At 63.8% G+C, this 26114-nt stretch carries 27 protein-coding genes; 13 read left to right on the top strand and 14 right to left on the bottom strand.

The genetic code is table 11. From position 1 onward, the window contains the following. Entirely contained in the window at positions 1-1518 is a 1518-nt protein-coding gene (betC, locus tag ACRARG_RS15720) for a choline-sulfatase (protein WP_432690960.1), read from the bottom strand. Between the two features lie 5 nt (positions 1519-1523). Then, positions 1524-2090: a transcriptional regulator BetI gene (betI, locus tag ACRARG_RS15715; RefSeq protein ID WP_432690959.1), complete on the bottom strand. Its 567-nt coding sequence runs from the start codon at positions 2088-2090 to the stop codon at positions 1524-1526. Positions 2091-2192: 102 nt separating this feature from the next. Between betI and choX the strand changes: the two genes are divergently transcribed. From choX to ACRARG_RS15675, 8 genes are all read left to right on the top strand, one after another. Beyond that, positions 2193-3107 (top strand): choline ABC transporter substrate-binding protein, encoded by a 915-nt coding sequence (gene choX, locus ACRARG_RS15710; RefSeq protein WP_432690958.1) that lies wholly within the window; start codon positions 2193-2195, stop codon positions 3105-3107. 131 nt (positions 3108-3238) lie between these two features. Continuing rightward, positions 3239-4075 (top strand): choline ABC transporter permease subunit, encoded by an 837-nt coding sequence (gene choW / locus ACRARG_RS15705; RefSeq protein WP_432691379.1) that lies wholly within the window; start codon positions 3239-3241, stop codon positions 4073-4075. Further along, positions 4072-5103, top strand: a complete 1032-nt coding sequence (gene choV / locus ACRARG_RS15700; protein WP_432690957.1) for a choline ABC transporter ATP-binding protein — start codon at positions 4072-4074, stop codon at positions 5101-5103. The genes choW and choV overlap by 4 nt, the downstream gene beginning before the upstream one ends. A 192-nt stretch (positions 5104-5295) precedes the next feature. After that, positions 5296-5769, top strand: a complete 474-nt coding sequence (locus tag ACRARG_RS15695; protein ID WP_432690956.1) for an NUDIX hydrolase — start codon at positions 5296-5298, stop codon at positions 5767-5769. A gap of 100 nt (positions 5770-5869) precedes the next feature. After that, entirely contained in the window at positions 5870-6280 is a 411-nt protein-coding gene (locus ACRARG_RS15690; protein WP_432690955.1) for a DUF1178 family protein, read from the top strand. After that, positions 6280-6927 (top strand): SDR family oxidoreductase, encoded by a 648-nt coding sequence (locus ACRARG_RS15685; protein WP_432690954.1) that lies wholly within the window; start codon positions 6280-6282, stop codon positions 6925-6927. Before ACRARG_RS15690 ends, ACRARG_RS15685 begins: the two co-directional genes overlap by 1 nt. A gap of 91 nt (positions 6928-7018) precedes the next feature. After that, a complete protein-coding gene (locus tag ACRARG_RS15680) occupies positions 7019-8254 on the top strand; it encodes an aspartate kinase (protein WP_432690953.1) in 1236 nt (411 codons plus the stop codon). A gap of 93 nt (positions 8255-8347) precedes the next feature. Beyond that, on the top strand, positions 8348-8716 hold the full coding sequence (locus ACRARG_RS15675; protein ID WP_432690952.1) for an SH3 domain-containing protein: 369 nt from the start codon (positions 8348-8350) through the stop codon (positions 8714-8716). Here the strand turns inward: ACRARG_RS15675 and ACRARG_RS15670 are convergent. Then, the gene (locus ACRARG_RS15670) at positions 8713-9666 is read right to left on the bottom strand and encodes a LysR substrate-binding domain-containing protein (RefSeq protein ID WP_432690951.1); all 954 of its coding nucleotides are present in this window, start codon (positions 9664-9666) and stop codon (positions 8713-8715) included. The genes ACRARG_RS15675 and ACRARG_RS15670 overlap by 4 nt on opposite strands. Before the next feature lie 130 nt (positions 9667-9796). Here ACRARG_RS15670 and ACRARG_RS15665 point away from each other — a divergent pair, with 130 nt between their 5' ends. Beyond that, a complete protein-coding gene (locus tag ACRARG_RS15665) occupies positions 9797-10072 on the top strand; it encodes a DUF4242 domain-containing protein (protein ID WP_432690950.1) in 276 nt (91 codons plus the stop codon). 116 nt (positions 10073-10188) lie between these two features. After that, the gene (gene ptsP, locus ACRARG_RS15660) at positions 10189-12432 is read left to right on the top strand and encodes a phosphoenolpyruvate--protein phosphotransferase (RefSeq protein WP_432690949.1); all 2244 of its coding nucleotides are present in this window, start codon (positions 10189-10191) and stop codon (positions 12430-12432) included. Positions 12433-12622: 190 nt separating this feature from the next. Here ptsP and ACRARG_RS15655 read toward each other — a convergent pair whose 3' ends face one another. After that, the gene (locus tag ACRARG_RS15655) at positions 12623-13153 is read right to left on the bottom strand and encodes an adenine phosphoribosyltransferase (protein WP_432690948.1); all 531 of its coding nucleotides are present in this window, start codon (positions 13151-13153) and stop codon (positions 12623-12625) included. Between the two features lie 20 nt (positions 13154-13173). Beyond that, a complete protein-coding gene (locus ACRARG_RS15650) occupies positions 13174-14037 on the bottom strand; it encodes an S-methyl-5'-thioadenosine phosphorylase (RefSeq protein WP_432690947.1) in 864 nt (287 codons plus the stop codon). A 195-nt stretch (positions 14038-14232) separates the two neighbouring features. Here ACRARG_RS15650 and ACRARG_RS15645 point away from each other — a divergent pair, with 195 nt between their 5' ends. Further along, positions 14233-15861 carry a SulP family inorganic anion transporter gene (locus tag ACRARG_RS15645; RefSeq protein ID WP_432690946.1) on the top strand — a complete coding sequence of 543 codons (1629 nt, stop codon included), beginning with the start codon at positions 14233-14235 and terminating at the stop codon, positions 15859-15861. A gap of 33 nt (positions 15862-15894) precedes the next feature. On the opposite strand, the gene ACRARG_RS15640 is transcribed toward ACRARG_RS15645, so the two are convergent. The 3 genes from ACRARG_RS15640 to ACRARG_RS15630 form a co-directional block, all read right to left on the bottom strand. Then, a complete protein-coding gene (locus tag ACRARG_RS15640) occupies positions 15895-16641 on the bottom strand; it encodes a sulfotransferase family protein (RefSeq protein ID WP_432690945.1) in 747 nt (248 codons plus the stop codon). Positions 16642-16729: 88 nt separating this feature from the next. Then, on the bottom strand, positions 16730-17479 hold the full coding sequence (locus ACRARG_RS15635) for a sulfotransferase family protein (RefSeq protein WP_432690944.1): 750 nt from the start codon (positions 17477-17479) through the stop codon (positions 16730-16732). 66 nt (positions 17480-17545) lie between these two features. Then, positions 17546-18148 carry a flavin reductase family protein gene (locus ACRARG_RS15630; protein WP_432691378.1) on the bottom strand — a complete coding sequence of 201 codons (603 nt, stop codon included), beginning with the start codon at positions 18146-18148 and terminating at the stop codon, positions 17546-17548. A 93-nt stretch (positions 18149-18241) separates the two neighbouring features. Between ACRARG_RS15630 and ACRARG_RS15625 the strand changes: the two genes are divergently transcribed. Together ACRARG_RS15625 and ACRARG_RS15620 are read left to right on the top strand one after the other, a co-directional pair. Further along, complete coding sequence (locus ACRARG_RS15625) at positions 18242-18736, top strand: GNAT family N-acetyltransferase (protein ID WP_432690943.1); 495 nt, start codon at positions 18242-18244, stop codon at positions 18734-18736. Between the two features lie 48 nt (positions 18737-18784). Continuing rightward, the gene (locus ACRARG_RS15620; RefSeq protein WP_432690942.1) at positions 18785-19585 is read left to right on the top strand and encodes an EcsC family protein; all 801 of its coding nucleotides are present in this window, start codon (positions 18785-18787) and stop codon (positions 19583-19585) included. 2 nt (positions 19586-19587) lie between these two features. On the opposite strand, the gene ACRARG_RS15615 is transcribed toward ACRARG_RS15620, so the two are convergent. The 6 genes from ACRARG_RS15615 to ACRARG_RS15590 all read right to left on the bottom strand — a co-directional run bounded on the left by ACRARG_RS15615 (position 19588) and on the right by ACRARG_RS15590 (position 26104). Next, complete coding sequence (locus tag ACRARG_RS15615) at positions 19588-21015, bottom strand: FAD-binding oxidoreductase (RefSeq protein WP_432690941.1); 1428 nt, start codon at positions 21013-21015, stop codon at positions 19588-19590. A 48-nt stretch (positions 21016-21063) separates the two neighbouring features. After that, positions 21064-21882 carry an MBL fold metallo-hydrolase gene (locus ACRARG_RS15610; protein ID WP_432690940.1) on the bottom strand — a complete coding sequence of 273 codons (819 nt, stop codon included), beginning with the start codon at positions 21880-21882 and terminating at the stop codon, positions 21064-21066. Between the two features lie 307 nt (positions 21883-22189). Beyond that, the gene (locus ACRARG_RS15605; RefSeq protein WP_432690939.1) at positions 22190-22774 is read right to left on the bottom strand and encodes a GNAT family N-acetyltransferase; all 585 of its coding nucleotides are present in this window, start codon (positions 22772-22774) and stop codon (positions 22190-22192) included. After that, the gene (locus tag ACRARG_RS15600) at positions 22774-24036 is read right to left on the bottom strand and encodes a M16 family metallopeptidase (RefSeq protein WP_432690938.1); all 1263 of its coding nucleotides are present in this window, start codon (positions 24034-24036) and stop codon (positions 22774-22776) included. The genes ACRARG_RS15605 and ACRARG_RS15600 overlap by 1 nt, the downstream gene beginning before the upstream one ends. Then, positions 24033-25421, bottom strand: a complete 1389-nt coding sequence (gene thrC / locus ACRARG_RS15595; protein WP_432690937.1) for a threonine synthase — start codon at positions 25419-25421, stop codon at positions 24033-24035. The genes ACRARG_RS15600 and thrC overlap by 4 nt, the downstream gene beginning before the upstream one ends. Further along, positions 25418-26104, bottom strand: coding sequence for an SURF1 family protein (locus ACRARG_RS15590; protein WP_432690936.1), 687 nt, complete (start codon positions 26102-26104; stop codon positions 25418-25420). The genes thrC and ACRARG_RS15590 overlap by 4 nt, the downstream gene beginning before the upstream one ends. Positions 26105-26114 lie beyond the last annotated feature (10 nt).

The following is a 26114-nucleotide window of genomic DNA, read 5'->3' as shown; positions in this document are numbered from 1 at the left end:
TCATTCTCCGCGCGGGAAACGCTGGTTTTCTTCGACGACATTGAGGTCCATGTGATTGCGCATGAACCGTTCGGAGGCCTTCTGGAGCGGCTGGTAATCCCACGGGTAGTAGGCGCCGTTGCGCAGGGCTTCGTAGACGATCCAGCGGCGGGCCTGGCTGCGGCGAACCTCTTCGTCGAACCGGTCGAGGTCCCAGCGCGCATCGGCCTCCGCGCTGAACATGGCCAGCGTCTCGGCATGGGCCGGGACGGCGGCGAGGTTGGTCAGCTCATGCGGGTCGCTCTCCAGATCGAAGAGCTGATCGGGGTCCAGCTTGCAGCGGTTGAATTTCCACTGCCCCTGCCGGAGGGAGATCATCGGCGCATAGGAGGCCTCCGCCGCATATTCCATGCGCACCGGCGTCACGCGGCTGCCGCCCGCGGTCAGCGGGACGACGGATTCGCCTGCGGTCCAGGGCGCGACCTCCTCCATCGTGATGCCCGCCAGATCGCAGAGGGTCGGGCAGACGTCGATATTCGACACCGGGTCGGTCACAAGGCCCGGCTGTACCCCCGGCCCGGCCAGCATCATGGGCACGCGGGCGGAGCCTTCGTAAAAGTTCATCTTGAACCATAGCCCGCGCTCGCCCAACATATCGCCGTGGTCGGAGACAAACAGGATCGCGGTGTTTTCGGTCTGCCGGGTGCGGTCCAGCACGTCGAGCAGATCGCCGATCTTGCGGTCGAGATAGGTGATATTCGCGAAATAGGCGCGACGGGATTTGCGGATATCCTCTGCCGTGATGTCGAAGGCGCGCCAGTCGTTGGCGTCGAAGATGCGCTTGGAATGCGGGTCCTGATCCTCATAGGGGATGGCGGGGATTTCCGGCTCCAGATGCGCGCAATCCTCGTACATGTCCCAAAATTCCTTGCGGGCGACATAGGGGTCATGCGGATGGGTGAAGCTGACCGTCAGGCACCAGGGCCGCGCGTCATGGCCGCGCGCGAGGTCATAAAGCTTGCGGGAGGCGTTGTAGGCGACCTCGTCGTCGTACTCCATCTGGTTGGAGATCTCGGCGACCCCGGCGCCGGTGACGGAGCCCATGTTGTGATACCACCAGTCGATCCGCTCGCCCGGCTTGCGATAATCCGGGGTCCAGCCGAAATCGGCGGGGTAGATATCGGTGGTCAGCCGTTCCTCGAAGCCGTGCATCTGGTCGGGGCCGACAAAATGCATCTTGCCGGAAAGGCAGGTCTGATAGCCCGCGCGGCGCAGGTGATGGGCGTAGGTCGGCAGGTCGGACGGGAATTCGGCCGCGTTGTCGTAGACACCCGTCACGGAGGGCAGCTGGCCCGACATGAAGGACGCCCGGCCCGGCGCGCAGAGCGGGCTGGCCGTATAGCAATTGCGGAACCGGGCGGAGCGGGCGGCGAGTTTTTTCAGGTTCGGCACATGCAGCCAGTCCACCGGGCCGTCGGGAAAGAGGGTCCCGTTCAGCTGGTCGACCATGATGATGAGGATATTGGGCTGGGAGGCCATTCGGGTCAGGCTTTCAGTTCAGAATCAAGGGCGGTCAGGACGTGGCAGATCGCGTCCTTTCCGGCGGTGTCTTCGGGGTTCACGGCGAATCGAAGGTACAGGCCGTCGATCAGCCCGCCCAATCTTTGGGCGATTTCAGGGGCTTTTTCGCCCGCCAGCGGGCGCAGATCATGGGTCAGGTTCGACTGCAGACGGCGATGGTAGACCGACAGCAGGCGCCGCGCCTCGTCGGAGGTCTGGGCCAGAACATAGAAGTTCAGCCAGGCCGCGATCGTATCGGCGCGGAAGTTCGTGGTGGAGAAGGAGGCGCGGATGATCCCTTCGATCCGGTCCCTCGGGCCATCGGCCGCGATGAGCGCGCCGCGCACCTCTGCGCCATATATCGTTAGAACATAGCGCATCGCGGCGAGGAAGAGCCGGTCCTTGTCCCCGAAATAGTGAAAGGCCAGCGCGGCCGAAACCCCTGCCCTTTTCGCAATCTGCCCTACAGTCACGTTCAGAGTGCCGGTTGCCCCGATCTCATGAATCGCCGCTTCGACGAGCTGCTGCTTTCTGGCGGGCGAGGCTGACATCGTGGACCGGGGCTCCTACAAGAAAATGGTTGCAATAATTTGGTAGCCATGGACTGATTGACTGGTCAATCAAAAAACTTCGACCAACAAAAGGGAGACATCATGAAACTTCTCACCACCGTTTCCGCCCTCACCATCCTCGCCGCCGGCGTCGTGCATGCCGATTGCGGCGAGGTCTCCATGTCCGATGTGGGCTGGACCGATATCACCACCACGACCTCTGCCGCGAAACACGTGCTCGAAGCACTCGGCTATGACGTCGACGTGAAGATCCTATCGGTTCCGGTGACCTTCGCCTCGCTCGAGTCGGACGATGTGGACGTGTTCCTGGGCAACTGGATGCCCGCTCAGAACGGCGCCATCGGCCCCTATATCGAGTCGGGCGAGATCGAGTCGATCAACGAAAACCTCGCCGGCACCAAGTACACGCTGGCCGTGCCGACCTATGCCTGGGATGCAGGCCTTCAGTCCTACGCCGACATCCACAAGTTCAAGGATGAGCTGGACGGCAAGATCTACGGCATCGAACCCGGCAACGAGGGCAATGCCTACCTGATCTCCCTGACCGAGGAGAACAAGTTCGACCTGGAAGGGTTCGAGGTTGTCGAAAGCTCTGAACAGGGGATGCTGGCGCAGGTTTCGCGGCTCTATAAGAAAGAAGAGCCGGTTGTCTTCCTCGGCTGGGAACCCCACCCGATGAACGCCAACTTCTCGCTCAAGTACCTGCCGGGCGGCGAAGATTTCTTTGGCGGCGAAGGTGTCGTGAACACCGTGACCCGCAAGGGGTTTTCCGAGGAATGCCCGAACCTGGGCAAGCTCTTCGGCCAGATGGATTTCTCGCTTGAGATGGAAAACGGTATCATGGGTCAGATCCTCGATGATGGCGCCGATCCGGACGAGGCCACGATGGAGTGGATCAAGGCCAATGGCGATGCGGTCATGGCCTGGGTCGATGGCGTGACCACCGCGGATGGCGGTGACGGCGCCGCGGCCGTGAAGGACGCTTTCGGCCTCTGAGGCCTATTGAGCCCCGCCGGTCCGCCGGCGGGGTTTCGCATTCCGGGGCATGGCCCTAATCCCCTGCCCCGCAAGACCAAGATCACCAATGCGCCTCCGCCAGAGAGGCCGGGAACGGGGAACATATTTTGCTGGATTGGCTGACTGATACTAAAATTCCGGTCGGGAAGGCGGCGGCTGCCGTCTTTGAATGGATCCGTGACAATGGGGAGTGGTTCCTGAACGGCCTCTCCGTCGTGATGGAAACACTGATTGAGTCCATCCTCTGGGTTCTGCAGGAACCCTATCCGCTGATCGTCATCGCGGTTTTCGTGGGCCTGACATGGCTGCTTCAACGCAACTGGAAGGTCTGCCTGTTTGTCTTTGTCGGCTTCCTGTTCATCCTCAATCAGGGCTACTGGGATGAGACGACGGAGAGCCTGACGCTGGTGCTGTCGGCCTGCGTGGTCTGTATGGCCATCGGCGTGCCCATCGGCATTTTCACCGCGCACCGGCCCAAGGCCTATACCTACATCCGGCCGATCCTCGACCTGATGCAGACGCTGCCGACCTTCGTCTACCTGATCCCGGCGATTGTCTTCTTCGGCATCGGCATGGTGCCGGGGCTGATCGCCACGGTGATCTTCGTGCTGCCCGCGCCGATCCGCCTGACCCATCTGGGGATATCCTCGACCCCGCAGGCGCTGCTGGAAGCCGCGCGGGCCTTTGGCGCCACGCCGCGCCAGACGCTTTACAAGGTGGAACTGCCCTATGCCCTGCCGCAGATCATGGCCGGGCTGAACCAGACGATCATGCTGTCGCTGTCGATGGTGGTGGTTGCGGCGCTGGTGGGCGCCAATGGTCTGGGCGTGCCGGTTGTGCGGGCGCTCAATCAGGTCAACACCGCGCTCGGCTTTGAATCGGGCTTTGTCATCGTCGTGGTCGCCATCATGCTCGACCGGATCCTGAACCTGGGGAACCGCAAATGAGTGTCGCTGTCGATATCAACAACGTTTCCATCGTCTTTGGCCAGTCGCCGGACAAGGCCCTTCCGCTCATGGACAAGGGGCAGGATCGGGCTGAGATTCAGGAAGCCACCGGTCAGGTTCTGGGCGTCCATAACTGCACCCTCCAGGTAGAGGAGGGCGAGATCCTCGTGCTCATGGGCCTGTCGGGGTCGGGCAAGTCCACGCTTCTGCGGGCCGTGAACGGGCTGAACCCCGTGGTGCGCGGGGCGGTCAGCGTCAATGACGGCAACGGCATGGTCGATGTGACCCATGCCAAGGGCGCGGCGCTGCGGCGCCTGCGCATGCACAATATCGCCATGGTCTTCCAGCAGTTCGGCCTGCTGCCGTGGCGCACGGTGCGCGAAAACGTCGGCCTGCCGCTGGAGCTGTCGGGCATGTCCGAAAAGGAAGCCAATCCCCGCATCGACGAACAGCTGGCGCTGGTCGGCCTGTCGGACTGGGCGGAGCGCAAGGTGGGCGAGCTGTCGGGCGGCATGCAGCAGCGTGTCGGCCTCGCACGGGCCTTTGTGACGCAGGCGCCGATCCTGCTGATGGACGAGCCGTTTTCGGCACTCGACCCGCTGATACGGACCAAGCTGCAGGATGAGCTGCTGGAGCTGCAGCAGAAGCTGAAGCGCACGCTGATCTTTGTGTCCCATGACCTCGACGAGGCGTTCAAGCTGGGCAACAAGATCGCCATCATGGAGGGCGGCCGGATCGTGCAGATGGGCACGCCGCAGGACATCTTCCGCGATCCCAAGAACGACTACGTCAAGGAATTCGTTCAGCATATGAACCCGCTGGGGGTTCTCAGGGCGCGGGATCTGATGCAGCCGGTCACAGGGACGCCGGAGCAGACCATAGATGCCGACATGCTGATCCGCGACGGGATGGACCGGCTGATCGGATCGACCGTGCCGGTCGGCGTCACCGAAAATGGCCAGTTGATCGGGCAGGTGTCCAAGGACGATCTGCTGACCGGGCTCTACAATCCCTCCGGTACGGAATAAGGAATACGGCACCGTACACCCTACTGTGCCGTATTGATCAGCAGCCTTTAAAAATATGAGTCCGGCGCTGCGGTATCGTTTGCTCGAGTCGCGCGCCGGATGTATTTTTAATCCAATAACGAATTAATAACCTCTGAGCCCTGAAATGGGAGGGAGGCGGAGCAGATTACCACGTTTCAGGCAGGACCGACCGTGAGCATTCACAGCGATTTCGATATCCCCCGCGAATTGAGGAATTTCGACCCGGCGGAGGTGCGCCAGCAATATGCGGCGCTATGTTACCGCATCGTGAATGGCAAGGTTCAGATCCTGCTGATCACCAGCCGCGGCACGCAACGCTGGATCGTCCCCAAGGGCTGGCCGATGCCGGGCAAGGAACCGCATGAGGCCGCGCTGCAGGAAGCCAAGGAAGAGGCGGGCGTGATCGGGCGCGTGACCTCTACCCCGCTTGGCACTTACGGCTATCGCAAGGTGCTGGAAGACGGGCTGGAAATTCCCTGTGTCGGCGTCCTGTTCCCGGTGCGGGTACGGCTGATGCGGGCGGAATATCCGGAAGCCGGGCAGCGTCGGCGCAAGTGGTTCAGTCGCAAGAAAGCCGCGAAAAAGGTCGATGAGCCTGAACTGGCAGAGCTGATCCGGACCTTCGATCCGCGCCAGTGGCACTAAGCGCGCAATTGGTACGGGTCATTGCTGTTTCGGCCCGCCGACGCTTGCAACACCCCGGCTTCGCATTATGTAATGTGACAGTTTTCCGACCGGGGTTCCGATGATTCAGTTCTCCCTCAAATGCGATCACGATCATCGCTTTGACAGCTGGTTCCAGTCCGCCGATGCCTTCGACAAGCTACAGTCGAAAGGCATGGTGACCTGTTCCGTATGTGGGTCCGAAAAGGTCGAAAAGGCGCTGATGGCGCCGCGCGTCTCCAAGGAGGCGGCCCCGCTGAGTGCGCCCGCCAGCCCGGCGGAACAGGCCATGGCGGAGCTGCGCAAGAAGATCACCGAAAATTCGGATTATGTGGGCCGCGATTTCGTGAGCGAGGCGCGGCGCATGCATAATGGCGAGGCAGAGGCGCGATCCATCCATGGCGAGGCGCGGCTGGACGAGGCGCGTAAGCTGGCCGAAGAGGGCGTGCCGGTGATGCCCCTGCCCTTCCTTCCGAAATCCAAGGCGAACTGATGCGGGCCGTTGTCACCGGCGCAAGTCGCGGCATCGGGCGCGAGCTGATGCAGGCGCTGTCGGTCCGGGGGGATCGCGTGATCGGCACCTCGACCACGGGCGGCGGCGATCTGGTTCCGCTCGATCTGGCCGGGGCGCCGGACTTTTCCGCCCTGCTTGACGCGATTGGTACCGATCCCGTCGATCTGCTGGTCTGCAATGCGGGCGTCTACCTCGACAAGGGTCAGCCGCTGGAGGACGGGTTCCCGGCAGAGATGTGGGCGCGGCAAATGGCGGTCAATGTCGCCGGCCCCTTTCTGACGGTGCAGGCCCTGCTGCCGGCGCTGCGGCGTGCCGGTCAGGGCAAGGTGGCCGTGATCTCCTCTGCGATGGGATCGCAGGAGCGTGCGCCGGGCGGGTCCTATATCTACCGCGCCTCAAAGGCGGCCGCTCTGAACCTTGCGCGCAATCTGGCCCGCGATCTGGCTGGCGACGGGATTGCCGTCGGGGCCTATCATCCGGGCTGGGTTCGGACCGATATGGGGGGCAGCGGCGCCGATATCTCCGTCGCGGAGTCGGTTGCCGGGCTGATAGACCGGTTCGACGAGCTGGGCCCCGCTTCCTCTGGCTGTTTCGAGGCCTATGACGGACAGAAAATCCCGTTCTGAGAACACTCTGGCCCAAGGCGCGAAACACCGTGACCCTTGCGCTTTTCCCTGACCCCGCTTAAACCGCCGCGAAACTTGTCAGGGACAGTACATGCCCGTTCTCGTGATGAAATTCGGCGGCACCTCGGTCGCCACGCTGGACCGCATCCGCCGCGCCGCCAAACGGGTCGGCGTCGAGGTGGCCAAGGGCTATGACGTGATCGTCATCGTGTCGGCCATGTCCGGCAAGACCAATGAGCTGGTCGGCTGGGTCGGCGAGACCTCCAAATTCTACGATGCGCGGGAATATGATGCCGTGGTGTCGTCGGGCGAGAACGTGACCGCCGGCCTGATGGCGCTGACGCTGCAGGAAATGGACGTCCCGGCGCGCAGTTGGCAGGGCTGGCAGGTGCCGCTGAAAACGAACTCCGCCCATTCCCAGGCCCGGATCGAGGAGATCCCGACCGAGAATATCAATGCGAAATTCGCCGAGGGCATGAAGGTCGCCGTCGTGGCCGGGTTCCAGGGCGTGTCGCCCGAGGGCCGGATCACCACGCTGGGCCGGGGCGGGTCGGACACGACCGCCGTGGCCTTTGCCGCCGCTTTCGGGGCGGAACGCTGCGATATCTACACCGATGTGGACGGGGTCTATACGACCGATCCGCGCATCACCGACAAGGCGCGCAAGCTCGACAAGATTGCCTTCGAGGAGATGCTGGAGCTTGCCTCGCTGGGCGCCAAGGTGCTGCAGACCCGCTCTGTCGAGCTGGCGATGCGGTTCGGGGTGCGCCTGCGGGTGCTCTCCTCCTTTGAGGAACAATCAGATGACGCCGGCACATTGGTCTGTGCCGAGGAGGATATCATGGAAAATCGCCCCGTCTCCGGCATCGCCTTCTCGCGCGATGAAGCCAAGATGACCCTGATCTCGGTCGCCGACCGGCCCGGGATCGCCGCCGCGATCTTTGGCCCTCTGGCAGAGGCCGGGATCAACGTCGATATGATCATCCAGAACATCGCCGAGGAGGGTCGCACGGATATGACCTTCTCCTGCCCCGTCGATCAGGTCGCGCGGGCGGAAAAGGCGCTGAATGCCGCGAAAGAGCGGGGCGAGATCAATTTCCAGGCGCTGGTCGCGGATACCAATGTTGCCAAGGTTTCGGCCGTGGGCATCGGCATGCGGTCCCAGTCGGGCGTGGCGGCGCAGATGTTCAAGACGCTGTCGGATGAGGGGATCAATATCCGCGTCATCGCGACCTCGGAAATCAAGATCTCCGTCCTGATCGACCGCAAGTACATGGAACTGGCGGTACAGGCGCTGCACGACACGTTCGAGCTGGAAAAGGCCTGACAACAGTTTTTGTCATTTTGGCGTTTCAAGGCCATCGCATAGGGTGAAGGTATTAAATCCTTATCCTGGAGCGAGATACCTATGAAGCGCATTATGACCGTTATCCTGCTGTCTCTGCTGCCGGCTGTGGCGCATGCGAACAAGCTGGATGTTCAAATCCTTGAAAACGAATTCGGCGGATGCCAGGCCGCTTGGTATCTGTCGGGCAAAGTGTCCGGATTGAAGGCGGGCGGCGACGGTTTCCTTGCTGTGCGGACTGGTCCGGGCTCAGACTACCGTAAGATCGACGAAGTTCATAATGGGGACGATGTCTATATTTTTGACAAAAAGGGCAAATGGCTGGGCGTGTCCTACAACATGTCTTATCGGCAGCTCACCTGCAGCGAAAACCCCCGTTATTTGAACTATCCCTACATGGGCTGGGTCCATGAGAACTGGATCAAAATCAACGAAGCGGGCTAAGCCGCGCTCTGCTCTGCCAGCCATGAGTCGAGGTCGCGGTTGAACGCCTCGGCCTCGGCCACCAGCCAGTCGCGGAAGCGTTTTTGCAAGGGCGACAGCGTGTGGTCCGCCGACCAGACCAGCCATGTCGAATACCCGGTCCAGATCACGCTGTCGGGGCCGAAAGGCAGGACAAGCCGCCCGTCCTGAAGCGGCTCGAACGAGGTCAGCAGCCCGCACAGCATCATCGACAGCCCGGACGTCGTCAGCCGCAGCCCAGCCGCATAATGCGAAAAATGCGGATCGGACTCGCGGTCCGACTTGCGGGTCACGCCAGAGCGTTCGCACCATCCGTCCCAGTCGGACAGCCAGTCGGGGTCGCTGTTCGGGGCGGCGACGTTGCACAGGGGGACGCCCGTGATATCCGTCCGGCCCGGATGGAGGTCATAGCGCTCCGCGAAATCTGCCGTGCAGACAGGGGCAAGGGAGCCGGGCATCAGCCGGACTGATGCCAGACCGGGACCGGGCGTGCCTATGAACCGCATTCCGAAGTCGAATTCCGCGGTCGAAAAATCCACCAGTTCAGGTGAGGTGTCGACGCGCAGGTCGATCACACCCTCTTCGGACAGGAATTCCGGCAGAAGCGGTGGCAGCCAGTGTTCAGCCAGCGCCTGCGTCATCGTGAGCCAGAGCCGGTTCCGACGCGGCACGTGGCTGAGCGTGGACTGGACGGAGGCGAGAGCATGCAGCCCCTCGGCCAGACGCCTCTCTATTTGTCGCGCCATGGGGGTCGGCTCCGGGCCTGACGGGGTGCGTCGGAACAACTGACATTGCCACGCCAGCTCCACCGTTCGGATCCGCTGCCCCACGGCGGCGGTCGTAATGCCTATTTCATCCGCCGCGGCGCGGAAACTGCCGAGACGGAGCACCGCCTCCGTCGCCCTGAGCCCGTTGAGATGATCGACACGCATGCTGAGAGTATAAAGCCAACCTTTATTGCCGGCTAGAAATCATCGCTCCCCCCACCATACCAGCCTGAATTATCCTGATCACACGCAGAGAGCTGCGCTCATCCCCTAAAGAAAATTGACAGGATATCACATGAAACGCTTTATCATCGAACGCGACGTGCCCGGAATCGGCAAGCTGTCTCCGCCCGAGGCGGCCCAGGCGGCCAAAGCGTCCTGCGACGCGCTGAAGGCGATCGGCACTGACGTGCAGTGGCAGCATTCTTTCATTGCTGCGGACAAGACCTTCTGCGTCTACCTCGCCAAGGACGAAGACGCGATCCGCAAGCATTCCGAGCTGTCAGGCTTTCCGGCCAATATCATAACCGAAGTCCCCGGCATGCTGGACCCCACATCTGCCGCACAGTGAGGCATCGCCGGGCATGCGACGGTTCGCCTGCGTGCCGGGACGAAAAGAGATTTTGGAATCCCCGCCCCAATGGTCTAGTCATGCCCGGCAGAGGCCAGAAGGACAGCTGCCCGGGCATGAGCGACAATTTCCAGACCGACAGCCGGCAGATGCTGGCGCGGCTCCGCACGGCAATGGCCGAGGATGCGGCGGGTCAGGCGCGTCTGGACAAGATCACTGCCCTGATTGCCGATTCGATGCGGACAGAGGTCTGTTCGGTCTATCTGTTCCGGGATGCCGAGACACTGGAGCTCTGCGCGACCGAAGGCCTCAAGGCCGAAGCCGTGCATCAGACGCGGATGCGGCTGGGCGAGGGTCTGGTCGGACGCGTTGCGCGCGCGGGGCGCGTCGTCAATACGGCCGATGCGCCGAAGGAGCCCGGGTTCCGCTTCATGCCGGAAACGGGGGAAGAGATCTATTCCTCCTTCGCCGGTGTGCCGATCCAGCGGCTGGGCGAAAAGCGCGGCGTTCTGGTGGTACAGTCAAAAACCGCGCGCAGCTATTCCGACGATGAGATCACCGCGCTGGAGGTGGTCGCCATGGTGCTGGCCGAGATGTCCGAGCTGGGTGTCTTTGTCGGCGAAGGCGCGGCGCTGTCGGCGCCGCATACACAGCCAAAAGTCTTTCGCGGCACCACCGGCCAGGAAGGCACGGCGGAGGGCCATGTCTGGCTGCACGAGCCGCGCGTGGTGATCACCAATCCCATCGCCGAGGATCCTGTACGCGAGGCAGAGCGGCTGGCGGTCGCCGTGGAGGAGCTGCGGGGTGCGGTCGACCGACTGCTGGCGGGCGCCGTGGGGGGCGACAAGGAACAGCTGGAGATCCTCGAAGCCTACCGGATGTTCGCCAATTCCAAGGGCTGGATGCGGCGGATGGAAGAGGATATCGCCCGCGGCCTTTCGGCCGAGGCGGCGGTGGAGAAGGAGCAATCCAACGCCCGCGCGCGTATGTCGACCATCACCGACCCCTATCTGCGCGGCCGGCTGCATGACCTTGATGACCTGTCGAACCGCCTGTTGCGGATCCTCTCTGGTCAGGGCAGCGAGACCGGGGCGGAGATGCCCGCCGATCCGGTGCTGGTGGCCCGCAACATCGGGCCTGCCGAGCTGCTCGATTATGGCCGGTCGCTGAAGGGGATCGTGCTGGAGGAGGGATCGGTCGGCAGCCATGCGGCCATCGTGGCGCGGGCGCTGGCAATTCCGCTGGTGATCCATGCCAGCCGGATCACGACAGAGGCGCTGAACGGCAACCATATCCTTGTCGATGGCGACAGCGGCGTGGTGCATCTGCGGGCGGAGGATACGGTCGTGAACGCCTTCCGCGACAAGATGGCGATGCAGGCCAAGGCGCAGGAGCGCTATTCCTCGATCCGCGACCTGCCCGCCGTGTCGCGCTGCGGAGAGCGGGTGCATCTGACGATGAACGCGGGGCTGATGGCCGATCTGCCGTCGCTGTCGGGGTCGGGCGCGGAGGGCGTGGGCCTTTTCCGGACGGAGCTTCAGTTCCTTGTGCGCAACCAGATGCCCAAGCGGTCGGAGCTGTCGGCGCTTTATGCCCGCGTCATGGATGCGGCGGATGGCAAGCGCGTGGTCTTCCGCACGCTCGATATCGGGTCGGACAAAGTGCTGTCCTATATGAAGCCCAATGACGAGCCTAACCCGGCGCTTGGCTGGCGGGCGATCCGGGTGGGGCTCGACAAGCCCGGGGTCATGCGGATGCAGCTGCAGGCGCTGATCCGGGCCGCGAACGGGCGGCCGCTGACGGTGATGTTCCCCTTTGTGGCCCAGTATGACGAATACCGCGCCGCCCGGGCGGAGATGGAGAAGGCGATGGAGCGCGAGCGCATCCTCGGCCATCCCCTGCCCGAGACGCTGGAAGTGGGCGCGATGCTGGAGACGCCCTCGCTCGCCTTTGCGCCGCGGCAGTTCTTTGAGGAGGTGCAGTTCCTCTCGATCGGGGGCAATGATCTGAAGCAGTTCTTCTTTGCCGCGGATCGGGAGAATGAGCGGGTGCGGCGGCGATATGATACGCTCAACGTCTCCTTCCTGACCTTCCTGCAGAATATCGTCGATCGCTGCACGGAGACGGGCACGCCGCTGAGTTTCTGTGGTGAGGATGCGGGGCGGCCGGTGGAGGCGATCTGCCTGGCGGCCATGGGTCTGCGCAGCCTGTCGATGCGGCCTGCTTCCATCGGGCCGGTGAAATCCCTGCTGATGCGGACGGATCTGGGCGCTTTGCGGGCCGTGATCGATGCGGCGCGGGAGGCGGGGGAGCAGTCGGTGCGGGAGGCCGTGATGGGCTTTCTGCGTTCGGACGGGTGAGCGCGGGCTGGTCCGGTCTGAGGGTTTGCGCCCGCCTTCGGCGGTCGCCGGGGTCAGGGGGCTTTGCCCCCTCTTGAGCCTGCGGCTCAATTCACCCCCAGGATATTTGAAGACCAGAGAAATATTGAGGGGAGGGCCAGGGACGGCGGGCGGGGCGATGCTTTGGCAGGAGCGAGCGCCGGGCGACGGGTCAGAGGCCGTCGTAGCTGCACAGCGCCGTGACGGACATGCCGAGCGCCTCCAGCCGTTTGCGGCCGCCGAGGTCGGGCAGGTCGATGACAAAGGTGCAGCCGACGATCTCTCCGCCCAGCTCCTCGATCAGTTCGATGCCGGCCTGGGCGGTGCCGCCGGTCGCCAGCAGGTCGTCGACGATCAGGACCCGGTCGCCGGGGGAGACCGCATCGTCATTCACCTCGATCCTTGCCTGTCCGTATTCCAGCGCATAGTCGCGTCCGATCACCCGGCCCGGCAGCTTTCCGGCCTTGCGCATGGACAGGAAACCGGCAGAGAGCTGATGCGCCACGGCGCCGCCCAGGATGAAGCCGCGCGCCTCCAGCCCCGCGACCTTGTCGATCTTCTGACCGGCGAAGGAGGCGACCAGCTGGTCGATGGCCATGCGGAAGCCCTGCGGGTCGTTGCAGAGCGTGGTCACGTCGCGGAACATGATCCCTTCGTGCGGGAAGTCGGGGACGGTGCGGATGTAGTCTTGGACGGTCTTCATGGGGCTCTCTCTTCGCGGGATCAGGCCAGGACCCGGCCTGCGACCGTTGCCAGCCGCTTGATCAGCTTGGGGTCCCGCCGGTCGGGTGCGGTGATGATGGCGTAGTCGAGCGCCGTGGCGCAGCCCTGGTCGCAGGTGGTGGGCATGGTGGCCGGAAGTCCCGCGATCATCGCCCGGGCATGCGCCGTATTGGCGCGCAGCACCTGCATGATCTGGGTGATGTCGACCGCGCCGTGATCCGGATGCCAGCTGTCGTAATCGGTGACCATGGCGACAGTGGCGTAGTGCAGCTCTGCCTCCCTTGCCAGACGGGCCTCGGGCATATTGGTCATGCCAATCACGTCGCAGCCCCAGCTGCGGTAGAGGCGGCTTTCGGCGAGGGTTGAGAACTGCGGGCCCTCCATGGCGAGGTAGGTGCCGCCTTCGTGCACGGTCACACCCGCCGCGCGGGCCGTGGCGGCGGCGGCGGCGCCCAGTGTGGTGCAGGTCGGATGGGCCATGGAGACATGGGCGACGCAACCTGAGGAGAAAAAGGAGTTTTCCCGCCCCTTGGTGCGGTCGATGAACTGGTCGGGGATGACGAAATCGCCCGGCGCCATCTCCTCCCGAAACGATCCACAGGCGGAGACGGACAGGACATGACTCACGCCCAGCTGTTTCAGCGCGTCGATATTGGCGCGGTAGGGCACGTCAGAGGGGGAATGCACATGGCCCCGCCCATGGCGCGGCAGAAAGGCCATGGCGAGCCCGTCCAGACGGCCGGTCAGGATCCGGTCCGAGGGCGCACCCCAGGGGGTTTCCACGACATGCCACTTGGTCTCGGTCAGCCCGTCGATCTCGTAAAGGCCCGATCCACCGATCACGGCCAGCATCTGGGTGGTCATTGCTGTCTCCCTCTGCATCGCCTCTTTGTGGCCGCGCGGCGGTCGGAGGACAATGGCAAAGGTGCCACGGTTTGTGCCGGAGGCAAGGGTCGCGGGCCGATGCGGGGAATTCGGGCCCCTAAAGGTTGCCGCACTGCGGCCGGTGCGCTATCGGGGCGCAACCCTAGACATCATATACAAGACAGACGGACTTCGATGACCAGACCGACCCTGGGCTCCTTTGCCAAACGCCTCACCCTTCCAGATCTCAGCGTATCCGCCGGGGAGGAGATGACCCCTGCCCGGCTGCGCACCGAACTGCTGTCGGGCCTGACGGTCGCGCTGGCGCTGGTGCCGGAGGCGGTGGCCTTTGCCTTTGTCGCCGGGGTGCACCCGCTGGTGGGGCTTTACGCAGCCTTCCTTGTCGGGCTGGTGACGGCCGTTCTGGGCGGTCGGCCTGGCATGATCTCCGGCGCGACGGGGGCGCTGGCGGTGGTCATGGTCGCGCTGGTGGCGGAGCATGGGGTGGAATACCTCTTTGCCACGGTTGTGCTGATGGGCATCCTGCAGGTCATTGCAGGCGTCATGCGATGGGGCAAATTCATCCGGCTGGTGCCGCATCCTGTGATGCTGGGCTTCGTCAATGGCCTCGCCATCGTGATTTTCCTGGCGCAGATGACGCAGTTCAAGGTGCCCGGCTCGGTCGAGAATACCGGCCATGGGACGGGCGGCGGCGCATGGCTGTCGGGTGCGCCGCTCTGGACGATGCTGGCGCTGGTTGCCGTGACCATGGCGATCATCTGGGCCCTGCCAAAGTTTACCAAGGTGATCCCGGCGCCGCTGGCGGGCATTGCCATCACCGCGGCCATCGTGATCGGCTTCGGTCTCGACGTGCCGCGGGTGGGCGACATGGCGTCGATCCAGGGTGGGTTCCCGCCCTTCCACATTCCCGCCGTGCCGCTCAACTGGGAGACGCTGGAGATCATCTTACCCTATTCGGTCATCCTTGCCGCGATCGGGCTGATCGAGAGCCTGCTGACGCTGAACCTGGTCGGAGAGATGACCGGCAAGCGCGGTGGTGCCTCGCAGGAATGCGTGGCGCAGGGGGCGGCGAACGTCATCACCGGCTTCTTTGGCGGCATGGGCGGCTGTGCCATGATCGGCCAGTCCATGATTAACGTGAAATCCGGCGGGCGGACGCGGGTGGCGGCGATTGTTGCGGCGCTGTTCCTGCTGTCGTTCATCCTCTTCGCATCGCCGCTGATCGAACAGATCCCGCTGGCGGCGCTGGTGGGGGTGATGTTCATGGTGGTGATCGGGACCTTCGCTTGGAATTCGGTCAAGATCCTTGCCAAGGTGCCGCTGACGGATGCCTTTGTCATCGTGCTGGTGACGGTGGTGACGGTCTATTCCGACCTTGCCGTGGCCGTCGTTGTGGGGGTGATCGTCTCTGCCCTCGCCTATGCCTGGAACAATGCGCGGCGCATCCATGCCCGGACCTACATGACGCCCGAAGGGGCCAAGGTGTACCAGGTGCAGGGGCCGCTTTTCTTTGGCTCTTCGGACGGGTTCGTGGAGCTTTTCGATATCAAGACAGACCCCGCGCTGGTGATCGTCGACTTCGAGGGCAGCCGGGTGGTCGACCAGTCCGCCCTGCAGGCGATCGAGAATGTTGCGGGCAAGTATGAGGCGGCGGGCAAGCGCATCCAGCTGCGCCATCTGTCGCGCGACTGTCACCGCCTGCTGACCAAGGCCGGTCACCTGATGGTCGATAGCGAGGATGACCCGGATTACGCGCTGGCCGTGGATTACGGCGTGCGGACGGGCATCCTCGGCGGGCACTGAGACGGACAAGGGCGGAGATGTCTCCGCCCTTTTTTATGCGATGGCTGCCTGCGCTTCGGGCGTGGCGACCAGATGGTCGAACCAGCTTCTGTCCGGCTCGTATCCCAGGCCTTCGACGATCTCGTGCAATTCAGGGAACCGGGTGAACTGGTCGATGATCCGGGCCCGGTGATGCGGTGCGCGCCACTTTTCGATGCGGCTGCCGTCCAGCGGGCGCAGACCGGTCAGCGCATCGCCATGGGCCGCAATCTCTCTGGTGTTGAAATCCCGGAAATCGCCGCTGAACTCCAGCTCCAGACAATCTGCCAGCAGGTTCTGCACGCGCTGCGGTTCCGAGACGAGATGCTCATACCTCAGGAAGAAGATGCCCTGCGGCAGGGCCCCGGAGGCCTCGGCCGCCACGATTGCGGCATGTGTCTGAAGCAGACCCGGCAGGATTTGCTGCGGCTGTCCCTGCCCCGCCAGGAAATAGCTGTGATCGGCGGAACAGACGTAATCCTCGGGCAGTCGCGGGTCGTAGCTTGTCAGGATGTCCCGCGGGTCCCGCAGCGTGACGATCATATCAAGCCGTTTGCGCCCTGCGGAGGCTTCCACGATCTTTTCGAATTCGAAGATATCGAACCCGCGGCGCGAGCACGTGCTGCCCGGCATCATCAACACTGCGCGGGCCGGAAATTCCGGGCCCGGAATGCTGAACCCGGTAAGGGTGCGCTGCAACATGGAATACAGCAGGGAAGATCCGGCCCGGGTATGCCCGGTCACCAGCACATGTCTGTTCATTCTATTGCCCCAATTATTCTTGTCTTTAAGACGAGATTGTTCTTGGGGTTTAAGCCGTGGTTAATTTCGGCGCCAAATCAGCAGACTGTCAGCCTGCCGCGGCCCGGACGGGTTTTTCTGCAACAATCTCGTCGAACCAGGACCGGTCGTCTTCGTAGCCAAGACCGATGACGATGTCGTGCAGGTCCGGAAACCGGGTGAACTGGTCGATGATGCGCTCCCGGTGTTCCGGCGCGCGCCATTTCGCCTGACGGCTGCGGTCAAGGGCGCGCAATCCGTTCATCGCGCTCTGGTTTTCCGAGGCGACCTGGTTTTCGTGGAAATTGACAAATGAGTCGGTGAATTCCAGATCAAGCGCCTGCGCCAGAATGCCCTGTATCCGATCCGGATCTTCTACAAGGTGCTCATATTTCAGCAGAAATACACCCTGCGGGAACAAATCGGTCTGCAAGACCTCGACGATGCGCTGATGCACCGGCAGGAACCCCGGCATGATGAATTCCGGTTCCCGATCCGGAAGGATGCGATAACATTTGTCGGCGGCATAGAAATAGTCGCCCTGAAGCCGCGCATGCCGGGAGGTCAGGATATCGCGCGGATCGCGGAGGGTGACGATCAGGTCGACACGCTTTTGCGTGCCGGCCGCCTCAAGGACCTTCTCAATGTCGAAAATGTCGAACGGCCGCTTGGTACAGAAATTGCCGGGCCGGTCGATGATGGACAGGGCCCGGGTTTCTTTGGCAGGCATCTCAAATCCGGCGAGCGCGTGGCGCATCATTTCGTAGAAAAGAGTGCTTCCTGCGCGCCCCTGTCCGGCGATAACAATATGTCTATCCATGCTCGACCTCGATCTGCCTTTGGACTGATATTGGTCGGGCAAGTTTAGCTTAGGTTAAATCGCTGTCTATTTCGGTCTTACAAGCGAAAAGACCTCGCGGATCGTGGAGTAATCCTGATAACCCAGCCGTGTGAGCGGTTGAAATCTGGTGACGTCGAACAGCCCGTCAACCATGCAATCGTCCCGCAGATGCACCCCGACAACCTCGCCCAGAACGAGGTAGTTGGCCGCGCCCTCAAGCTTGACGATCTGGGTCATCCGGCATTCCAGTGACGCAGGCGCCGTGGCCACACGCGGGCCGTCGATAACCTCGCATTCGGCTTTCTCGATGCCTGCCAGGGTGAATTCGTCCTCCCCCGCCGCATAGGAGCCGGAGGTCAGGTTCATCACGTCCCGCGCCGCATATTCCACGATGTTCACGCAGAAAACACCGGTGTCGTTGATATTGCCGACGGAATCCTTGCCGATCTCCCTGTCGTCCTTGGCAGAGGTCGAGGCAAACATGACCTGCGGTGGAACATAGGCCACGGCATTGAAAAAACTGTAAGGGGCGAGGTTGTCGCGGCCGTCCTTGCCCCTGGTGGAGATCCAGCCGATCGGCCGCGGCGTCACAACGGCGTTGAACGGGTTGTGCGGCAGGCCGTGGCCGTTTTTCGGTTCGTAGAACATTCTCGGGGTCTCCACTTGTTTGCTCCCGGAATAGCCGCATGTTAACCCGCGCGAAAGACCCGGAACGCCAGACACACGAGGAGAGCCTGCCGCGTGTTCCAATTGACCGAAGAGACCGCGGCAGACTGGTGGGACGTCGAGGCATTGTATGACCTGTGTTTCGCGCCGGGGCGGACGGCCCTGTCGTCCTACCGGCTGCGCGATGACGTTCCGATGGTTGGCCCGCTCTGCCTGGTCACCAAAGAGGACGGGGTCATCGGCGGGGCGATCCGTTACTGGCCGATTCTGGTGGGCGATCTGCCTGCCTTGCTGCTGGGCCCCGTGGCGGTGCATCCGACGCATCAGGGGGAAGGCCTGGGCGGGCTACTGATCGCGGAGTCGCTGAACCGCGCGCGGGCCGCAGGCTGGGACCGGGTGATGCTGGTCGGCGACGCGCCATACTACAGCCGGTTCGGCTTTACCAAGCTGGAGGGGGTGGAGATGCCGCCGCCCACCAACCCAGACCGCATTCTGGGGCTGGAGCTGCGGGCGGGCGCCTGGGAGGGCGTCACCGGCATGGTCCACAAAGCCAGCGACGGCACATCTTGAACCGGCGCCCCCCTGCCCCAACCTATTAGGCAGGAGAAGGGAGTGCCCATGGCCAAGCCGAAATCCATCGCCGGTCCGGAGCTGCTGCCGGACGAGCCCGAAGAGATCGACGTTGAAGCAGAGCTCGACGCGCTGGCGCGCCGCTACCGACGCGCGGGCGGGCTGGGGCTGCAGCTGCTCAACCTGATCGGCGACAGTGCGGAGGGGCTGCTGAACCGGCTGCCGGACGATATCCGCGCACGGCTGGACCGGGTGACGGAATCGGCGCTGAACACCTCCATGCGGGCGGCCAATGGATCCCGCCGGGTGATCGGGGATCAGCCGGACTGGCTGAACCGGGTCATCACCGCCTCCATGGGGGCGGCGGGCGGGTTCGGCGGGCTGCCTTCCGCCATGGCGGAGCTGCCGGTGACCACGACCCTGCTGCTCCGGACCATTCAGGGGGTGGCGCGGGAACATGGGTTTGATCCCGATGCCGAAAGCGTCCAGTTCGACTGTATCCGCATCTTTGCCGCCGCCGGGCCGCTGAAGGAGGATGACGGGGCGGATCTGGCCTTCTTCACCTCCCGCGTGGCGCTGTCGGGGGCGACGGTCCAGACGCTGATCGCCCGGGTCGCACCCCGGTTTGCCGCCGTTCTGGGCCAGAAGCTGGCGGCGCAGACCGTGCCGGTGCTGGGCGCCGCCGCAGGGGCGGTGACGAATTACGCCTATACGAGCTATTATCAGGAAATGGCCCATGTCCATTTCCGCCTGCGCAAGATCGCCGTGATCGCCGATATCCCGCAGGAGGAGCTTTTGGAGGGGCTGCGTCGCCGCGTCGCCAAACCCAGGATCAAGCGCGCCGGCTAAGCCTAAGGTTCCGCACGCAAAACTGCTCCGGGGTTCATAATGCCATTGGGGTCAAAGACCTGTTTCATGGCGCGCATCATCTCCAGCTTCACCGGATCGCCGTAGCGTTCGAGGTCCTCGACCTTGATCCGGCCAATGCCGTGTTCGGCGCTCATGGAGCCTTCCAGCTCCGCCACCAGATCATAGATCGCATCCTTCACCGCCGGGCGATGCTGCGCCCAGTCCGCCTTGGCCTGCCCTTTCGGCGGGAAGACGTTGTAATGCAGATTGCCGTCGCCCAGATGGCCAAAACAGTTGATCCGGAAGGGGCCAAGCGCAGCGACCAGCTGGTCCGCCCGGGCGATGAACTCCGGCAGGTTGCCCAGCGGCAGAGAGATATCGTGGCTGGAGACGGCCCCGATCAGGCGGTTTGCCTCCGGGATCTGTTCGCGCACCTCCCAGAATTCCACGCCCTGCGCCGCGTTCTGGGCGATGAGCGCATCGCTCACCAGCTCCGCCTCCCAGGCCTCCGCCAGGACCGCTTCCAGCTCTGCCGCGGCGTCCATCCCGGCGGGCAGGCCCAGCTCCATCAGGACCATCCAGTCAGGGGCCGGGTCGAAGGGGCGGCGAATCTGCGGCAGCTTTTCCTCAAGGAAGGCCAGGGACATGCCGGAGATGATCTCAAAGGCCGAGACCGCCTCCCCCACCCGGTCGCGCACCAGCGCCAGAAGGTCCAGCGCGGCCGCCGGAGAGGGCACGGCGACATAGGCCACGCCGGTCTGCACCGGCACAGGCGACAGTTTCAACGCCGCCGCCGTGATCACCCCCAGCGTCCCCTCGGACCCGATCATCAGATTGCGCAGATCATAGCCGGTGTTGTCCTTCCTGAGCCGGGTCAGCCCGTGCCAGATGCGCCCGTCTGCAAAAACCGCCTCCAGCCCGAGGCAGAGGTCGCGCGCATTGCCGTAGCGCAGCACATTCACCCCGCCCGCATTGGTCGCCAGATTGCCACCAATCCGGGCCGATCCCTTGGCGGCCAGCGACAGCGGGAATAGCCGGTTCACCTTGGCGGCAGCGCTATGGATATCCTCAAGGATCGCGCCCGCCTCTGCCACCAGCACATTCTCCCGCGGATCGACGCGCCGGATCGCCGTCATCCGTTCCATCGACAGCAGCAGCGGCGCGGGCCCCTCGGGGGAGATCTGGCCGCCAACCAGCCCGGTTCCGCCGCCATAGGGCACGACAGGGACCCGGGCCGCATTAGCCTCTGCCAGAACCAGCGACACCTCCTGAACCGTCGCCGGGGCCACGATCAGCCCGGCCTGGCCGTGGAAAATACCGCGCGGCTCCTCCAGATAACCGGGCGTGACCTCGCGAAAGGCGGCGGGTGGAAGCTGTGCCCGGAGGCGGGCGGCAAAGGCGTCGTCGGCAGGGGTCAGGTCATGCGTCATAACGGAAGTGCTAGCACCGCGCCGCGTCCGCGCCCAGCGTAATCCGGCCTAATCCGGCTCGCGCAGATAGCTGGGCTGCAGCACGACAATGGTCCGCCGCTCCGGCAGATCACGGAGGGAGACGGTCATCTCGCTCTCCCGCCGGATGTCGATGTCGAATTCCGCCTCCAGCTCCTCAAGGAACCAGTTCAGCGAAGAGCCTGAAAACCAGTGCATCGGCAGAACAATCGAGGATTTCAGCCGTTCCACCACCCGCACCATCGACGGCGTATCCAGCGTCATGCCGCCGTCGACCGGCACCATCACCACGTCGAGCCGCCCGATGGCGGCATATTGATCCTCATTCGGCTCGTGATGCAGATGCCCCAGATGGCCGATACAGAGCCCCTCGGCCTCGAAAATGAAGATCGAATTGCCGTTCTCCTCCACCCCGCCCATGGAGCGGATATCGGTGGAGACATTGCGGATCAGCATCTCGCCCAGATCAAGGTGATGCTCGGCGGCCTCTCCAAATGTCTCGGACCAGCCGCGCAGCACATGCCCGATCGCCGGGTCTGGCGCGCCGGTGAAATGCGAGGAATGCGCATGGTTCATGGTGACGACATCGGGAATGAAATCGACATTGCCATGAAAGCCCGCATAGTCCGTCATCGCCGACAGCCCGCCGACGGTCTGGATCAGATAGGTGGAATGGGCCACATAGCTCAGCCGGACCGAATATTCCGGCACCGGATCGCGAAATCCGGCGAGCTGCACGTATTCCAACCCGGGCGCGGCATTGGCGATGGCGATGCAATGCGACATCCGCTGGGCGTCGGCCGGAAGAGCCGGGAGCGTCAGGCAGGCGGCGATAAGGGCTGGGCGCATGGGGACCTCCTCGTGCGAGGCTAGCATGCGGAGGGTCAGCCCGTGGCTTCACAAATCCGTTGGATGATCGGGTTTCCGCACGATGCGCAAAATGATATCAATCTGGTCCAGGCCTTACCGGCAGATCGGGGCTCCGCCCCGCCTGCACATGTCTGCATGTGCAGGCTCCCCGGGATATTTTCAGCAAGAAAAAGATAAAAGGGTTTTTTCTTGCCGGAAATATCCCCGCCGGAGGCGCCGGAGGGACCTGCCGCAGGCAGGACCCGACAGAGTGGAATGCGCCGCAGGCGCGCCATTGGATTGCGGATCAGCCGGCGTCGGTGCGGCCGCGTCGGTCCATGCGCAGCGCGGCATAGAGCACATGCGTCCGCCAGCGGCCGTCGATCTGGAGATAGCTCTGCGCGACGCCCTCGTATTTGAAACCGCATTTTTCCAGCAGCGCGCGGGAGGGGGTGTTTTCCGGCAGGCAGGCGGCCTCGATCCGGCTCAGGTCCATGCGGTGAAACGCATGATGGACCACAGCGTCAATCGCCTCGCGCATGTAGCCCTGGCGGGCGAAGCGCTCGCCTGTCCAGTAGCCGATGGTTCCGGCCTGAGCGGGGCCGCGACGGATATTGTCGAGGGTGATCGCGCCCACCAGCTCGTCGCTTGCGCGGTCGATCAGAAAAAGCGGCAGGGCGGAGCCGGTGTTGATTGATCTCTGCGCCCAGTAGACCCGGTTGGTAAAGGCACGGCGCGACAGGTGGTCGGCCGCCCATGCCGGTTCCCAACGCAGGAGATAGGCCTGGCTGTCACGACGAAGATCGGCCCAGCCGCGGTGATCGCCGTGGATCGGAGGGCGGAGCGTCAGCCGCTCCGTCTCGATCTTTACCTTCCGCCGCGTCAGAAGCATCAGGCCGCGCGTGCCTCGCTCAGTTCCACGCGGCTGGGCGCGGATTTGACGGGGCCGTAGAGGGCCAGCGCCATGGGGGCTTTGACCGCGATACGTTCCGCATAGGCCCGCAGATCGGCCCGCGTCACGGCGTCGATCTTGCCCACGACCTCGTCGATGGGCGGGACATGGCCCCAGATCTGGACCATGCGGGCCAGCCGTTCGGCGCGCGACGAGGGCCCTTCGAGGCCCATCAGCATGCCGGCCTTCATCTGCGCCTTGGCGCGGGCGGTTTCCTCGTCGGAGAAATCTTCCGCGCAGCGCTTCATCTCGTCGATGGTGATCCGCGACAGCTCGGCCACCTGATCGCCTCCCGTGCCTGCATAGACGGTCGTCATGCCGGTATCGACGTAGGCACCCGCGGAGGCGAAGATCGTGTAGCAGAGGCCGCGCTTTTCCCGGATCTCCTGAAACAGGCGGGAGGCCATGCCGCCGCCAAGCGCCGTGGCATAGACCTGCGCCACATAGCTGTCGTCATGCCGGTAATCGGGGCTTTCGAAGCCGAGCGCGATATGGGCCTGTTCCAGCTTCTTCACGCGGCGGATCTCGCCGCCGACGAATTTGGCGGGCCCTGCATCCTGATGCGGGTGCGCCGTCATATCGCCGAAGAGCTTTTCGGCCATCGCGACCAGCGCCGCGTGATCGACATCTCCGGCGGCGGAAAGGATCATCTGCCCCGGCCCGTAATGTTCGCTGACAAAGCCCGCCAGATCGGCGCGGCTGAAATTGCGGATGCGTTCCTCGGGGCCGAGGATCGTGCGGCCCAGCGGCTGTTCCGGATAGGCCTGTTCCTGCAGCCAGTCGAAGATGATGTCATCGGGCGTATCCAGCGCCTGCCCGATCTCCGACAGGATCACGCCGCGTTCGACCTCCAGCTCGCGCTCGTCGAGAGTGGAGTTGCGCAGGATATCGGCCAGCACCTCCAGCGCCAGCGGCACGTCGGCGCCCAGAACGCGGCAGTAATAGGCCGTCACCTCGCGCGAGGTATAGGCATTCATATAGCCGCCCACATCCTCGATCGCCTCGGCGATCTGGACGGGGCTGCGGCTTGCCGTGCCCTTGAAGGCCATATGTTCAAGGAAATGCGCCACGCCGTTCTGGTCGGGGCGTTCGTCACGGCCACCGGCCGCGACCCAGATACCGATAGAGGCGGACTGGAGGCCCGGCATCCGCTCCGTCACGATGCGGAAGCCGTTGGAGAGGGTATGGAGTTCAGGTTTCAATCAGTAATCTTTTCACGGATGAAGGCTTCGATCTCGCCCAGGTCATTCTCCACGCGGGTCACGCGTTCGTCGCGGTCGAAGAGGTCGGCCATGCGCGGCGGCAGTGCCGGGCGGAGGCCAGTGGCCGCTTCGACGGCGTCGGGGAATTTGGCCGGATGGGCGGTCGCCAGGGTAATCATCGGGACGGCAGGATCAAGGTTCTCTTCGGCCACATGCACACCGACGGCGCTGTGGGGGCAGAGCAGCTCTCCCGTAGTGTCCCGCAGGCGCTTGATCGTGGCGGTCGTCTCTTCTTCGGAGGCGCGGCCGGACAGGAACAGGTCCTGCAGGTGCTCCAGCGCGCCCTGGGAGACGGTGAAGCCGCCGGATTTGAGTTCGTCCATGATCTGGCTGACCGCCGCGCCATCGCGCCCGTAGGCATCGAAGAGCACGCGTTCGAAGTTTGACGAGACCTGAATATCCATCGAGGGGCTGATGGAAGGGATCACGCCGTCGGGGATGTATTTGCCGGTCGACAGGCAGCGGTGCAGGATGTCGTTCTGGTTCGTGGCCACCACCAGCTTGTCGATGGGCAGGCCCATCTTGCGCGCGATATAGCCCGCGAAGATGTCACCGAAATTGCCGGTGGGCACGGTGAAGCTAACCGCCCGGTGCGGCGCGCCAAGCGCCACGGCGGAGGTGAAGTAATAGACGACCTGCGCCAGCACCCGTGCCCAGTTGATGGAATTCACGCCAGCCAGGCGGACCTCATCCCGGAAGGTGAAGTCGTTGAACATGTCCTTCACCCGGGCCTGGCAGTCGTCGAAATGGCCGGTGAGCGACAGGGCGTGGACATTGGCCTCCGCGGGGGTGGTCATCTGGCGGCGCTGGACTTCCGAGACCCGGCCATGCGGGAAGAGGATGAAGACATCGACCGCGTCCAGACCCTTGAACGCCTCGATCGCCGCCGATCCGGTATCGCCGGAGGTGGCGCCGACGATGGTCACCCGGTCGCCGGAGCGTTTCAGGGAGGCCTCGAAGAGCTGACCGATCAGCTGCATCGCGAAATCCTTGAAGGCCAGCGTCGGGCCGTGGAAAAGCTCCAGCAGGAAATGCCCGGAGGAGAGCTGCACCAGCGGCGCGCGGGCGGCATGGCCGAAACCCGCATAGGCCTTGGCGATGATCTCCCTGAAATCGTCATCGGTGAAGGTGCTGCCCAGGAAGGGCCGCATGATGCGGAAGGCGACCTCCTCATAGGGCAGGCCCGCCAGCGCCGCGATATCCGCCTGCGAGAGGGTTGGCACCTTGGAGGGGACATAAAGTCCGCCGTCCCGCGCCAGCCCCGTCAGCATGGCCTGTTCGAAGGTGAGTTCCGGGGCCTGGCCCCGCGTGGAGATGTAATTCACGTCTCTTTGCCTTTTGCCGGTCTTACGGTCCGATAAACCAGTAGGCCGGTCATTGCCAGCCAGATCGCCGCAAGGGAAAACCAGGTGATCGCATATTGCAGGTGATCGTTCGGAATCCCCTCGGTTCCGACAGGCAGCGGGCTGACCGGGCCGGGGTCGAAGCTGGTGTCCTTGGCGACCAGCAGCACCGGGTCGGTGGTCAGCGCTCCGGCCATTTTCTGGACGTCCCGGGCGAACCAGAGGTCGGCTTTCAGGTCCGGCTCCGGCGTGAAACCGTCGGTTTCGTCCGGCCAGTGCAGGTTGCCGGTGACCGTCACCTGCCCTTCCGGCAGCGCGGGGGCCGGGGTGCCCTCGGGCAGGAAGCCACGGTCGACCATGATGCGCCGGTCGCCCAAGTCAAAGCCGGTGATCAGCCGGTAACCCGCGCCGATCTGCTTTTGCGAGGTCAGCACGCGCAGGGTGTCGCTGTCGAACCGGCCTGTGACGGTGACCGGCAGGTAGGTGTCGGCCTCCGCATCCGGTGTTGCGGGCAGCTGGACAGGAGCGTCGGCGATCCGCGTCTCGATCTCCGTCAGGATCGCCTCTTTCCAGTCGAGCCGGCGGAGCTGCCAGGAGCCGAGCGAGACCAGCATGGCAGCGCCGCCAAGCCCGATCACAAGCGCTCCGATCAGTTTGATATTCATGGGTCCTCCG

Source organism: Pseudooceanicola profundi (genome assembly GCF_050897955.1).
Classification (GTDB): Bacteria; Pseudomonadota; Alphaproteobacteria; order Rhodobacterales; family Rhodobacteraceae; genus Pseudooceanicola.
Note: the sequence above shows the minus strand (reverse complement) of the source record. Positions and strands in the feature narration are given on the sequence as shown.

Excerpts from the sequence above, each read along its gene's own strand:
- betC (WP_432690960.1), bottom strand. The coding sequence starts at position 1,518 with ATGGCCTCCCAGCCCAATATCCTCATCATCATGGTCGACCAGCTGAAC.
- betI (WP_432690959.1), bottom strand. The coding sequence starts at position 2,090 with ATGTCAGCCTCGCCCGCCAGAAAGCAGCAGCTCGTCGAAGCGGCGATT.
- choX (WP_432690958.1), top strand. The coding sequence starts at position 2,193 with ATGAAACTTCTCACCACCGTTTCCGCCCTCACCATCCTCGCCGCCGGC.
- choV (WP_432690957.1), top strand. The coding sequence starts at position 4,072 with ATGAGTGTCGCTGTCGATATCAACAACGTTTCCATCGTCTTTGGCCAG.
- ACRARG_RS15690 (WP_432690955.1), top strand. The coding sequence starts at position 5,870 with ATGATTCAGTTCTCCCTCAAATGCGATCACGATCATCGCTTTGACAGC.
- ACRARG_RS15685 (WP_432690954.1), top strand. The coding sequence starts at position 6,280 with ATGCGGGCCGTTGTCACCGGCGCAAGTCGCGGCATCGGGCGCGAGCTG.
- ACRARG_RS15680 (WP_432690953.1), top strand. The coding sequence starts at position 7,019 with ATGCCCGTTCTCGTGATGAAATTCGGCGGCACCTCGGTCGCCACGCTG.
- ACRARG_RS15675 (WP_432690952.1), top strand. The coding sequence starts at position 8,348 with ATGACCGTTATCCTGCTGTCTCTGCTGCCGGCTGTGGCGCATGCGAAC.
- ACRARG_RS15670 (WP_432690951.1), bottom strand. The coding sequence starts at position 9,666 with ATGCGTGTCGATCATCTCAACGGGCTCAGGGCGACGGAGGCGGTGCTC.
- ACRARG_RS15665 (WP_432690950.1), top strand. The coding sequence starts at position 9,797 with ATGAAACGCTTTATCATCGAACGCGACGTGCCCGGAATCGGCAAGCTG.
- ptsP (WP_432690949.1), top strand. The coding sequence starts at position 10,189 with ATGAGCGACAATTTCCAGACCGACAGCCGGCAGATGCTGGCGCGGCTC.
- ACRARG_RS15655 (WP_432690948.1), bottom strand. The coding sequence starts at position 13,153 with ATGAAGACCGTCCAAGACTACATCCGCACCGTCCCCGACTTCCCGCAC.
- ACRARG_RS15650 (WP_432690947.1), bottom strand. The coding sequence starts at position 14,037 with ATGACCACCCAGATGCTGGCCGTGATCGGTGGATCGGGCCTTTACGAG.
- ACRARG_RS15645 (WP_432690946.1), top strand. The coding sequence starts at position 14,233 with ATGACCAGACCGACCCTGGGCTCCTTTGCCAAACGCCTCACCCTTCCA.
- ACRARG_RS15640 (WP_432690945.1), bottom strand. The coding sequence starts at position 16,641 with ATGAACAGACATGTGCTGGTGACCGGGCATACCCGGGCCGGATCTTCC.
- ACRARG_RS15635 (WP_432690944.1), bottom strand. The coding sequence starts at position 17,479 with ATGGATAGACATATTGTTATCGCCGGACAGGGGCGCGCAGGAAGCACT.
- ACRARG_RS15630 (WP_432691378.1), bottom strand. The coding sequence starts at position 18,148 with ATGTTCTACGAACCGAAAAACGGCCACGGCCTGCCGCACAACCCGTTC.
- ACRARG_RS15620 (WP_432690942.1), top strand. The coding sequence starts at position 18,785 with ATGGCCAAGCCGAAATCCATCGCCGGTCCGGAGCTGCTGCCGGACGAG.
- ACRARG_RS15615 (WP_432690941.1), bottom strand. The coding sequence starts at position 21,015 with ATGACGCATGACCTGACCCCTGCCGACGACGCCTTTGCCGCCCGCCTC.
- ACRARG_RS15610 (WP_432690940.1), bottom strand. The coding sequence starts at position 21,882 with ATGCGCCCAGCCCTTATCGCCGCCTGCCTGACGCTCCCGGCTCTTCCG.
- ACRARG_RS15605 (WP_432690939.1), bottom strand. The coding sequence starts at position 22,774 with ATGCTTCTGACGCGGCGGAAGGTAAAGATCGAGACGGAGCGGCTGACG.
- ACRARG_RS15590 (WP_432690936.1), bottom strand. The coding sequence starts at position 26,104 with ATGAATATCAAACTGATCGGAGCGCTTGTGATCGGGCTTGGCGGCGCT.